This is a genomic window from Streptomyces sp. ISL-10 (assembly GCF_018614575.1).
Classification (GTDB): Bacteria; Actinomycetota; Actinomycetes; order Streptomycetales; family Streptomycetaceae; genus Streptomyces.
The window spans coordinates 70,013-80,480 of record NZ_JAGGOJ010000029.1 but is presented as its reverse complement, the minus strand read 5'-3'; the positions used below and the strand labels follow the sequence as shown (position 1 = coordinate 80,480).

Annotated in this window: 12 protein-coding genes and 1 pseudogene; 5 read left to right on the top strand and 8 right to left on the bottom strand. The window is 71.4% G+C overall.

Annotated features, from left to right (window positions below; all coding sequences use genetic code 11):
* Positions 1 to 27 precede the first annotated feature (27 nt).
* Both J7E88_RS28690 and J7E88_RS28685 read left to right on the top strand, forming a co-directional pair.
* A complete protein-coding gene (locus J7E88_RS28690; protein ID WP_215186188.1) occupies positions 28 to 819 on the top strand; it encodes an ABC transporter permease in 792 nt (263 codons plus the stop codon).
* 552 nt (positions 820 to 1,371) lie between these two features.
* Positions 1,372 to 1,476: pseudogene (locus tag J7E88_RS28685) on the top strand (SGNH/GDSL hydrolase family protein); the annotation flags it as partial.
* On the opposite strand, the gene J7E88_RS28680 reads toward J7E88_RS28685, so the two are convergent.
* The 5 genes from J7E88_RS28680 to J7E88_RS28660 are packed head-to-tail and all read right to left on the bottom strand — an operon-like array spanning position 1,437 to position 6,666.
* Positions 1,437 to 2,366, bottom strand: coding sequence for an STM4011 family radical SAM protein (locus J7E88_RS28680; protein ID WP_215186186.1), 930 nt, complete (start codon positions 2,364 to 2,366; stop codon positions 1,437 to 1,439). The pseudogene J7E88_RS28685 and the gene J7E88_RS28680 overlap by 40 nt on opposite strands.
* A gap of 8 nt (positions 2,367 to 2,374) precedes the next feature.
* Positions 2,375 to 3,721 (bottom strand): STM4012 family radical SAM protein, encoded by a 1,347-nt coding sequence (locus J7E88_RS28675; protein ID WP_215186164.1) that lies wholly within the window; start codon positions 3,719 to 3,721, stop codon positions 2,375 to 2,377.
* Complete coding sequence (locus J7E88_RS28670; RefSeq protein WP_215186184.1) at positions 3,718 to 4,524, bottom strand: STM4013/SEN3800 family hydrolase; 807 nt, start codon at positions 4,522 to 4,524, stop codon at positions 3,718 to 3,720. The genes J7E88_RS28675 and J7E88_RS28670 overlap by 4 nt, the downstream gene beginning before the upstream one ends.
* Positions 4,525 to 4,567: 43 nt before the next feature.
* Positions 4,568 to 5,710 carry an STM4014 family protein gene (locus J7E88_RS28665; RefSeq protein ID WP_215186162.1) on the bottom strand — a complete coding sequence of 381 codons (1,143 nt, stop codon included), beginning with the start codon at positions 5,708 to 5,710 and terminating at the stop codon, positions 4,568 to 4,570.
* Positions 5,707 to 6,666 (bottom strand): STM4015 family protein, encoded by a 960-nt coding sequence (locus tag J7E88_RS28660; RefSeq protein ID WP_215186160.1) that lies wholly within the window; start codon positions 6,664 to 6,666, stop codon positions 5,707 to 5,709. Before J7E88_RS28660 ends, J7E88_RS28665 begins: the two co-directional genes overlap by 4 nt.
* A gap of 180 nt (positions 6,667 to 6,846) precedes the next feature.
* Between J7E88_RS28660 and J7E88_RS28655 the strand changes: the two genes are divergently transcribed.
* Positions 6,847 to 7,173 (top strand): hypothetical protein, encoded by a 327-nt coding sequence (locus J7E88_RS28655; protein ID WP_215186158.1) that lies wholly within the window; start codon positions 6,847 to 6,849, stop codon positions 7,171 to 7,173.
* 65 nt (positions 7,174 to 7,238) lie between these two features.
* Positions 7,239 to 8,264, top strand: coding sequence for a DUF6745 domain-containing protein (locus J7E88_RS28650; RefSeq protein ID WP_215186156.1), 1,026 nt, complete (start codon positions 7,239 to 7,241; stop codon positions 8,262 to 8,264).
* A 58-nt stretch (positions 8,265 to 8,322) separates the two neighbouring features.
* On the opposite strand, the gene J7E88_RS28645 is transcribed toward J7E88_RS28650, so the two are convergent.
* On the bottom strand, positions 8,323 to 8,667 hold the full coding sequence (locus J7E88_RS28645; protein WP_308307642.1) for a TetR family transcriptional regulator C-terminal domain-containing protein: 345 nt from the start codon (positions 8,665 to 8,667) through the stop codon (positions 8,323 to 8,325).
* 117 nt (positions 8,668 to 8,784) lie between these two features.
* On the bottom strand, positions 8,785 to 9,108 hold the full coding sequence (locus J7E88_RS28640; RefSeq protein WP_251023353.1) for a hypothetical protein: 324 nt from the start codon (positions 9,106 to 9,108) through the stop codon (positions 8,785 to 8,787).
* Positions 9,109 to 9,316: 208 nt separating this feature from the next.
* Between J7E88_RS28640 and J7E88_RS28635 the strand changes: the two genes are divergently transcribed.
* Positions 9,317 to 9,466, top strand: a complete 150-nt coding sequence (locus J7E88_RS28635) for a hypothetical protein (RefSeq protein WP_215186154.1) — start codon at positions 9,317 to 9,319, stop codon at positions 9,464 to 9,466.
* A 99-nt stretch (positions 9,467 to 9,565) separates the two neighbouring features.
* On the opposite strand, the gene J7E88_RS28630 is transcribed toward J7E88_RS28635, so the two are convergent.
* Entirely contained in the window at positions 9,566 to 10,102 is a 537-nt protein-coding gene (locus J7E88_RS28630) for a hypothetical protein (RefSeq protein ID WP_215186152.1), read from the bottom strand.
* Positions 10,103 to 10,468 lie beyond the last annotated feature (366 nt).

Sequence of the window (10,468 nt, the reverse complement as noted above, 5' to 3'; positions counted from 1 at the left end):
ACCGCCAACATTCTTAAGGACCGTCCGATGAGCTCCCTCTCCCTCGCCGTGCGCGACTCGTCCACGATGCTGCGCCGCAACCTCCTGCACGCGCGGCGCTACCCGTCCCTGACCCTGAACCTGCTGCTCACCCCGATCATGCTGCTGTTGCTCTTCGTCTACGTCTTCGGCGACGTGATGAGCGCGGGCATCGGCGGCGGCGGTGCGGACCGCTCCGAGTACATCGCGTATCTCGTCCCGGGCATCCTGCTGATGACCATCGGCGGCACCGTGGTCGGGACCGCGGTGTCCGTCTCCAACGACATGACCGAGGGCATCATCGCCCGCTTACGCACGATGGCGATCCACCGCGGTTCGCTGATCGTCGGGCACGTCGTCGGCAGCGTGCTGCAGGCCATCACGAGCGTGGTCCTCGTGGGCGCCGTCGCCGTGGCCATCGGCTTCCGGTCCACGGATGCCGGCGTCCTGGAGTGGCTGGCGGCGTTCGGGCTGCTCGTGCTCTTCGCCATGGCGCTCACCTGGATCGCGGTCGGCATGGGCCTGATCAGCCCGAACGCCGAGGCAGCCAGCAACAACGCGATGCCCATGATCCTGCTGCCGCTTCTCTCCAGCGCCTTCGTCCCGGTCGACGCCATGCCCGGCTGGTTCCAGCCGATCGCCGAGTACCAGCCGTTCACGCCCGCCATCGAAACCCTCCGGGGCCTGCTGCTCGGCAGCGAGATCGGCAACAACGGGTGGCTCGCGGTCGTTTGGTGCCTGGGGCTCGCGGTGCTCGGCTACTTCTGGTCGACCTCGAAGTTCAACCGCGATCCGCGATAGCCGCGCGGGCCGCCTCCCGCAGTTCGTCCCGCCCGAGGGCGGCGTACTCCGACACCGCGTCGGCGTACGCCGCCCGGTCGGCGTTCTCGGCCATCTACCGGGCTCGCTCTGCGGACATCGCCGGCTGGAACTCCCTCAGCACGCCGAGTCGTTCGGCCAGTGCGAGCAACCGCACCGCGCAATGGTCGCCGCCGGCAAGGACCGCCACGGCGAGCCCGTGCAGGGGGTGCCGTACGCGCTGAGCGGTCCGGAAGGGGCGTCCGGCCGGGCCAGCAGTGCCCGCATCCGGCGCCGCAGCTCCCCCACCAGTTACGCGGCCGCCTCCAGCCGCCCGGCCCAGGCATGCGGGGTCACCGCAGTCCGAGGATCTGCAGCGTCCAGGAATCCAGGTACGGATCGGTGCCGTGCAGCGGCCCGCCCTCGCGCAGCCGCGCCGGTGCCCGCCCGTTGGCGGTCCGCGAGCTCGTCACTGCCGAATCGGAAGACCTCCTATCCGCTGAGCTTGAGGTCCCGGTCGCCGACGACCATCGCCGCGTACTCGGTCCTCCAGCCCAGTGGGCACGTGAGCACCTGGTGCCGTGGATCGGTCGGCGGCTGCGCGGCGAGAGCTCCGGCGATCATGTGGAGGCAAAGCGCCCGGACCTGCTGCCGCTCTGAACGCGGAGGAGGTCAGGCGCGGGGGGCACCGGAGAGTGCGCCGGGGGAATCGGCGCGGGGATCCGTTCGAGGACGCCGCCGGCGAAGACGTCGTACAGCGGCAGCGTCTCCAGGTGGACGTAGCCGATGTGGCAGTCGCACACGGCGAGCGGGCAGGCCCGGGGGCGCAGCGCGCGGCGGTACGAGCCGTCGTAGAGGTTGCCCAGCTCGGCGCGGACGAAGTGGCAGCGCCGGACGGTCCCCTCGCCGTCCACCGAGATCACCGACTCGCCGGTGCGGCACGGCAGCCCGGCGGAGCGGTGCGGAAGGCGGCTGTAGGGGAACAGCGGGTCCAGCTCCGTCCAGGCGTCGGCCTCGGCGTCGGAGAGCTCGTGTCCCTCGGGCGCGTTCACCCAGAGGTAGATGTGCGGCGGCAGATCGGCGCGGAGTCTGTGCGCCTCCGCGAGGTGGGCGGGAAAGCCGACGATGCCGACGCTGAACCGGATCTCCCGCCGGATCAGATCCCGGCACTTGGAGATGAACCGGTTATGGGGGGTCTGGCCGGGGTGATACGTGCACCACAGGGCTAGCTTCGCCGGATCCGCGTCCGCCACCCAGTCGGTACGGCTGCTGAGGTTCGTCTGGATCGCGACCCGGCGGATGTGCGGCAGATGCGACAGCTCGGTCAGTGCCTTGCGGTACCAGGAGCGGACCAGGCCCTCCCCCCAAGGGGTGAACAGCACCGACAGCCGGTCGTCTCTCTGCTCCGCCGCCCACGCCGTGAAGCGCTCCAGCGCCGCCCGGTCGGCGCGCAGCTGCTCCCGGCTGTCGCGCCGCTTCGCGAACGGGCAGTAGGGGCAGTCGTAGTCGCAGGAAGCGAGCGGGCCCCGGTACAGCACGGTCAGATCCACGGCCCCGCTCACTTCGGCTCGTACGCGGCCATCGCGGCGCGCACCGCGGGCGAGAACAGCTCGGGACCCAGGGCGTCCGAGTGGGCCAGACCCTCCGGAGACAGCCGCAACCGGCCGGGGGCGGCGGCCGCGTCCAGCCAGCCGAGCGCGGCGAACCGCTCCAGCTCCGCCGGGAAGTGGTCGGCGGGAGCGGCGCCGAACCGCTCGCGGTAGCCGGCCACCTCCATCCCCTCGGCCTGCAGCAGTGACTGCAGGAGATGGCGGCGGCGCGCCTCGCCCTCGTCGACCCGGCGGCCCACCTCCGCGTGGGAGAAGTCCCTGGTGGTGGTGAAGTCGTCGATGATGCGCCGTATCTCGCCCATGCCGACGGCGTAGTCGAAGGAGTAGTGCAGGGCCGACGTGTAGGAGCGGGCGCCGCAGCCCAGCCCGATCATGCCGTCCGTCTGGCACGCGTGGTCGTCGGCGGCAAAAGGCGGGGCGCCGGCACGGCGGAACATGCGCATGGACACCTGCTCGTACCCGCGGGCGAGCAGATGATCGCGGCCCGTGCGGTACAGCCGCAGCCGCTGCTCGTCCCAGGCGGCGTCGGCCGCGGCGCCGAAGCGGCCGAGACCGGTCAGCGGCCGTACGTACAGCGGATACAGATACAGCTCCTCCGGCTCCCATGCGAGGGCGGCGTCGAGCGAGGAGAGCCAGGTCCGCTCACTCTGGCCGTCGATGCCGTAGATGAGGTCGATGTTGAGGACGGGGATCCCGGCGTCCCGTATCCGGCCCAGCGCGGCCTCGACATCGGCCCGGCGCTGCGGACGGACCGCGGCCCGCGCCTCCGCGTCGACGAAGCTCTGCACGCCGATGCTGACGCGGGTCGTGCCGCGATCGGCGAGCACGGCCAGCCGGTCGGCCGTCGCCGTCGCCGGGGAGGTCTCGACGGAGAGCGGCACCGCCGTCAGGTCCGCCCCCATCCGCTTCTCCGCGATGTCGCAGAGCCGCTCCAGCTCACCCGCCGTCAGGAACGTCGGTGTGCCGCCGCCGAACGCGGCTGCCGCGAACCGGACCGGGCCGTCGTCCCCGAGCGCCTCGCGCACCGCGGCCGCCTGGCGGTCGAGCGCGTCCAGGTAACGCCCGGTCAGCTCGTCGGGCGCGCCGATCCTGGTGAACAGGTTGCAGAAGCCGCACCGGACCTCGCAGAACGGTATGTGCAGATAGAGCGAGAGGGCGTCCTTGGGCTCGTGCTCCCACAGCTCGCGCAGCGCGGGCCGGCTGTCGCCGAGGGGGCGGTAGGCCGTCTTGTGCGGATAGGCGTAGACGTAGCTCTGGTAGGGGCGCGGATCGGGGTGCGTGACGGGGGTGCTCATGCGGAGGCCTCGAGGAAGAAGTGGGCGTAGGGGACCGTCCAGACGGCCTCGTGGCCGAGCCGGTGGCCGGTGAAGCCGCCGTCGCCGTAGGCGGTGCCATGGTCGGAGCAGACGATCGCGAAGCAGCGGCGGCGGCTGCTCGCGGCGGCGAAGAGCCGCCCGATGTGGCGGTCCACGTACTCGAGGGCCGCGGCATGCGTCGCACGCGAGTCACCGGCGGCGCGGGTGGCGCCGGGCAGATGGAACCAGTTGGGCTGGTGCAGCGAAGGCACGTTGACGAACAGGAACATCCTGCGGTCGGTCGGCAGCGCGGCCACCACCTCCTCCGCCCGTCGCACCTGTGCCTCGAACGACGTGGGCGAGGCGACGCCGAACTCCGGCTCCCAGTGGCTCTCCTGGAACAGACCCGGCAGCACGGAACCCAGCGGCCCCCGCTTGTTGAAGAACCCCACACCGCCGATGCAGACCGTGCGGTAACCGACCCCCGCGAGGGCGGAGACCAGATCCGGGGTGTCGAAGACGAAGGTACGGCCCTCGGCCGTCTCACTGCCCGCGAACCGGGCGGCGAACAGCCTCGGATGAGGCCCCTGCGCCGCCGGGGTGGGCAGGAAGCCCGCGAACATCGCCTGATGGGAGGCGTAGGTGAAACTGCCCGGCGCGTGCCTCTTCTCCCAGACGCCACCGGGGAGATGACGCGCCAGATGGGGAATCCGGCCTTCGGCGGCCAGCTCGGCGGCGACGTCGAAGCGCAGGGTGTCGAGCGTGACGAGCAGCAGATCGTCACGCCCGACGACCTCGTTCATGTCGGGCGTCCCGGCGGCCTCGGGGCCATGGAGCGTGTCGTGGTCAGGCATGTGCACGGTGATGGTTCCTCGTCCTGCTCAGTACGGCGGCGACCTGCGCCGCATAGGTGTCCAGGCCCTCCGCGCCGCTCCCGGGCAGCCCGGTCAGCCGCGGCAGCAGATCCCCGAACGCGTTGACCTCCCCGACGGCGAAACGCCGCCAGCCCGTCGCGGGCAGCAGGTCGACGCCGACTCGCGACACCCCGGGGAAGCACTCAGCGGCCCGCTCGCAGAGGGTGAGCGTGTCCGTCCAGCTTCCGCCGGCCGCCTCCGTCGCCGCCCGGGCGGCCGCGAGATCGCCGCGCCCGCCGCCCAGATGGAGATTGGTCATGGGGAAGCGACTGGTACGCACCACCGCGTGGGTGGCACGGCCCGCGACCACCACCACCCGCAGATCGGCGACCCGGCCGTGCTGCGACGCCTTGGGCAGCCAGCGCTCGATGTGCAGACCGTCCGGTGCGAGGGTGTCGATCAGCGCGGCGACGTCGCCTTCGCCGCTGTAGCGCCGGACCCGCAGACTGTTGAAGAGGCGTCCGCTCGCGTCCCGTTCCACCGAGGTGATGGCCTGCACCCGGCCCCGGCTCGCCGTCTCCAGGGCCAGCACCCCGGACGCGGACGAGCCGTGCGCGAGCTTGACGAACACCCGCCGCAGGCCGGTCGTGGCCAGCAGCGCGCGCACGTCGTCCCAGCCGCCGACCTCGGGCGCACCGGCGCCGGACGTCGGCGACTCGGGCACCGGCACGGCCGCCGCCGACAGGGCCGCGTGACACAGACGCTTGTCGAACAGCACGGCGAGCCGCGCCGGATCGTCGAGCAGCTCCGCCCCGCCCGCCGCCGCCAGCGCCCCGATCTCGACCACGGCGGCGGTGAACCGCTCGTACCAGAGCCGCGTGCCCTCCACGCGGGTCGGATCGTCGACGCCGCGCAACGCCCTTTCCACCTCGGCGTCCTCGCCCGGAGAGTCGATCCGCACCAGCTCGCCCGCCCGGAACTCCGCCCGGCCGCCCAGCACATCGAGCCAGGGCACCACCCGCGCGGCGGGCAGGCCCGCGGTGCGCAGCGCGTCCTGGAACAACGCCGCACGGCGGCCCGTCGGAATGCCGACGACCGCGAGGCGGGGGCCGGGGCGGCGGGTGGAGCCGGTCACTCCGCGACAGCCGTGTAGCGGTCTTCCCTGCCGCCGGAGCCGTCGGCCTCGGACTCCGAGACGTCGAGCTCCACACCGGCCGGCACCAGGGCGTCGGACAGGCGCTGCACCATCGTCTGGCTCATGAAGTGGTGGTGCAGATCCAGCTTCTTCAGGTGGGTCAGCGGCTGGCCGTTCAGCAGGGCCTCGGCGCCGTCGTCACCGAGGGTGCCCATCGACAGGTCCAGGATCTCGAGGCGGGCGACCACCGGTGCGCCGGCCACGGCGACGGCGATCGCGTCCTGTATCTCGCTGTTGCGCAGCGCCAGGTGCCGCAGGCGCGGCAGCCTCGTGCCCGACAGGAACGGCTCCAGGTCAGACACGTCCGTGTTCGCCCCGTACCACGAGGTGCCGAGCCAGAGGTCGAGATTCTCCAGCGCCGGCAGGTCGCTCGCGGCGATGCCGCGCACCACGCCCGCGTCCAGGCCGCCCGTCTCGACGACGAGGGAGCGCAGCCGCTCGTGCTTCACCGCGGTGAACCCCAGCCCCTGCCCGCCGCGCACACCGAACTCCTCGAGGTCCCCGAAGGCGTCGAGCAGCCCCGTCACCTGGCCCTGGTTGATCCAGGAGATCTCGCACTCCTCGAACGTGATGTCGCCGATGAACAGCCCGCGCAGCCGCGGCAGTCGGTCCTTCGCCCCGGTCAGCGCCTCTATGACGTCGTCGGGGGACGAGTCGTAGGCCTCGCTCCATGAGCCGACGATCAGCGCCCGCACCTGTGTGGTGTCCACCGCCGCGGCGAAGCGGGCGAACGCCTCGTGCCACTCCTCCTCGCTGTCGTACGAGTCGACCGAGATCCGCCAGGCGACGCTCTCCGGCGCCGGCAGCGCGGCCTTCGACGCGGTCTGAGCCTCGGCGTCGGGGAAGTCGAACGCGGGCAGGCCGTACCACTCCTGCAGATGGTCCGAAATGGTCATGACGGGCTCCAGACACCGGTGAGGCTTGATCGCTGACGTGCGAGCAGTTCTACCAAGCGCCACTGACACTCCGGCCCGCGGGGGCGGCCTCCCCGCGACGCCGAACCCCATTGTCAGACCCGCCCCCTAACGTCGTTAGCAGGTCGGACGCACACGGCGCCCGGCGGGAAGGGGAGAGCCATGTACCGGCAGGGAGACGTGCTGATCGTGCCCGTCGCAGGGGAGGCCGTGCCCTCGCACGTCGCCGGAGCGCCGGGCGAGGCACGGGACGCACGCGGACGCATGGTGCTCGCCCTCGGCGAGGTCACGGGCCACGCCCACGCGGTGACCGGACCGGGCCGACTGGTCCGCGAGCCGGGGCCGTTCGGGCCGATGCTGCTGCATCTGCCGGAAGGCGGCCGGGTGGTGCACGAGGAGCATGCGGCGATACCGCTGCCGAAGGGGTGGTACCGGGTGGTGCGCCAGCGCGAGTACCTGCCCGGAGCGGTGCGGATCGTCGCCGACTGACCCCGGCGGGCGTGGTGGCGAGAGGGCACGAGATGCGGAACGACATCAGGGGACGGGACTTTCACATGCAGCATGCGGACAAGTGGCGGGCCATCGCGGCGGCGACCGGGCCGGCGGACCGGGCGGCCGCCGAGGAGGGCGTACGGCTCGCGTACCGTACGGCCGGGCTCACCGCGCCCGAGCGGATCGTCTGGGCGGGCTCGCCCCTCGCGGGCGTCGTGGCCGTGCGGGCCCTCGAGGAGCCGGGACGTTCCGTGCGCGACGACGTGCGCACCCGTCCATGGGCGGACGAACGGTGCCGGGTGCACGGCGAGTTGGGCCCGGGCGGCTGGACCGCGCTGTGGAGCACGACCGGGGCGCTGCTCTGGGACGGCACCCGCTCGCTGGCCGAGCGGATACGGACGGGAGTCGTGGAGGCGCTCTTGGAGAAGGCGCCGGAGGACACCGACGGCCGCGCCGAGGCCGAGACGGACATCCGTGTCGTCCTGCTCGACGCGGTCCTCGGGCAGCACGACGCGGCGTGGCTGGCCGCCTTCGACGGCCGCAGCGACCGGCTGGAGGGACTCGCGCGCGTCGCCGCCCACGCCGGCTGGTGGTGGCCGTATGAGAACGCGGTCGTGATCTGCGAACGGCCCACGCAGCTGCACCGCGACGAGGCGGGCCGGCTCGACAACGGCGACGGCCCCGCCCTGGTCTTCCCGGACGGGTTCGCCCTGCACGCGTGGCGTGGGATGCCGGTGCCCGCCGAGTTCCTGCGCGAGCTGACGGCACTGACCCCCGAGCGGATACGCACGGAGGAGAACGCGGAACTGCGCCGCGTGATGCTGGAGTACTACGGATACGACCGCTACCTCGCGGAGTCCGGCGCCGAGCCGGTGCACCGCGACGAGACCGGCATCCTGTGGCGGATCGCGCTCGCGGACGACGAGGACGTGGTGATGGTCGAGGTGGTCAACTCCACGCCGGAGCCCGACGGCACCCACCGTACGTACTGGCTGCGCGTGCCGCCCACGACGCGCACGGCGAAGGAAGGCGTCGCTTGGACGTTCGGTCTGGACGCCGCGGCCTACGAACCGCTGCAGCAGACCTGAGCCGCCGGGAGAGCCGGCCGGCGGAGGTGCCCGGCGTGACTCTGGAGCGGGCCGGTGCTCAGCGTGCCGTGGCAGTCAACGCGGCCTGGTCGATGCCCCGTTCACGAGCGAGAGCCTCATCGGTCCACTGGAGCATCGGCGCGCGGCTCAGTGACCCGGCGTACGACGTCATCTGGACGGCCTGCCCGTCCAGGAACGCCGTCAGCCGCCAGGCTGCCGCCGCCGGATCCTCGCACGGGAATTCCCCGGCGGCCGCACCCTCCGCTAGGACCTCGATGAGCGCCAACTTCCACTGCTGGTCCCAGGGGCGCGGGATTCGTCCCGCAGCGCGGGTTCGCGAAGCCGAAGCCGAAGCCGTCCAGGCGTCGATCCCCAGCTCTTGGCTCGCGAACTGAGCACGCACCCGCTATGAGAAGACCGCCGCTGTCTACCGCGCCGGCCTCCTCATCGCAGGCATCTTTCTCTTGTCAGCCATCTGACAGAGCACGCAGTTCACGGCCGCAGGCATTCTCCCTGCGGATCAAAGCAGACGAGCCCGTGCCCGCGAGCCAGCAAAGCTGGCGTACTCGGAGACTTCCTCGGCCTTGCCATGGGACATGGACAGGTACACGATTGGCCCCGAGGCCTCGTCAATGACAGGTGGCGACGCCCATCCGACACCGCCGTCGACGTCGTCTGGATACTGGTCGACGAGCGCCTCGACGTAGGCCACGGTGCTCGGTGCCGGAGGCACGACGACATCATCCGACTCCAGGTAGCGCGCATACAGCTCGTCGTAGACCGAGCCCGCCTGGTGGTTGTCGAGAGGGCGTTCACCGTCCCACACGGCAAGGTCATAGCTCACAGCCGAATCGTCGCAGGTGACAGTTCGACCGGAGCCGGCAGGTCCTGCCGCCCGGTGATCTGTAGGAGAGGTCCTGGACGGTAGCCGTGCCACTTCGGCTCCGCCGCATGATTCGGAGCGAGGAAGGCTGCTTCATCTCCGTCCACACCAAGGAGTACGCGGTCGCGTCTCCCTCTTCCATGCAATCGGTCCGGCACGTGCTTCCCTCTTGCCCGGCTGGTGCGGCAACTTCCTGCTCACCTCCTCCCAGGTGGGGCAGCACCTGCCGCTGGTGGAGCGTGTGCTGTCCTTCACTACCGCCGAACGTGCCGCCGCGGATGCCCAGGACTGGCTTTACCACTCGGTGGGCGAAGAGTGAGTCCTGGACAGGCCCCCTATGTGTCTGGCGCTTCGCCGCTCAGAGGAGGCTTGGCCTCTGCGGGCCGGCTCTTCGTTGTCCGCCGTGACACACCACCGTTCACAAGGCATCGCCGCTGAAGGCCTCTGCCAACTCTCCAGCGGACTCGGAGGTCAGACGGTAAAAGCCCTGGAGGCTGATAGAGCGTTCGAGACGGCCGTCCACCACATACTTCAGACTGCGGGTCTGGCCTCGGCGGTTACGCCAGGTAAGCCTCGTCAGAAGATCTCCGGGGATCGGCATATCGAAGCGTACGGGCGTCGCGTCCACGTGCACCGCCGCGGCGCCGCAGCCGCCGGCGCCGAGCATCGACCAGTCGCCGTGCCCGGGAAACGCCGGGTCGTGCCACGTCGCCGGGGCGGTACCGCAGCAGTCGCGCCGTTCCATGTCGATCACCCGCATCCGGCTCACCACGAACACGACGCACTGGTTGACGTGCAGCGCGTACACCTCGTCCCCAGCACGGGCACCCGACCAGGCGGGCAGGGAGGAATGGACGCCGCTGAAGGCGACCGGCGGCCGCTCGCCCACGCGACCCGCCTTGCGCAGGGCATGGCACGTGTCATGGGTCCACAGGACGGTGAAGGCATCAGACATGCTGTGATCCTACGGACGAGGACTGACAGATTGTTCCGGGCTGGCCGGGTACGCCGTCGCGGGCCGTCGGCCCTCATGTGCCGCTGGTAGTGGAGGTGTTCCGCGCGATGAGCGGCGTCGCTGTGCGGGTCCACGACCCGCTGGCCGACTTTCGACGCGCCGGGTGTACCGCTGGACAGCGATGAGGCGGAGTCCGGCAGGGGGCTCGGCTTGCTGGACTTGTACGCGCCCGCCCGGTCGATCCGGAAGTCACCGATCGGCAAGCAGATCGCCTGCCAGATCCCCACTCGCTGACGGGCAGCGGGGGCGGAAGGTCAGCTCACGGATGTGCGCAAGGTCGCATTCCCGAAGCCGGAGATCACCGCC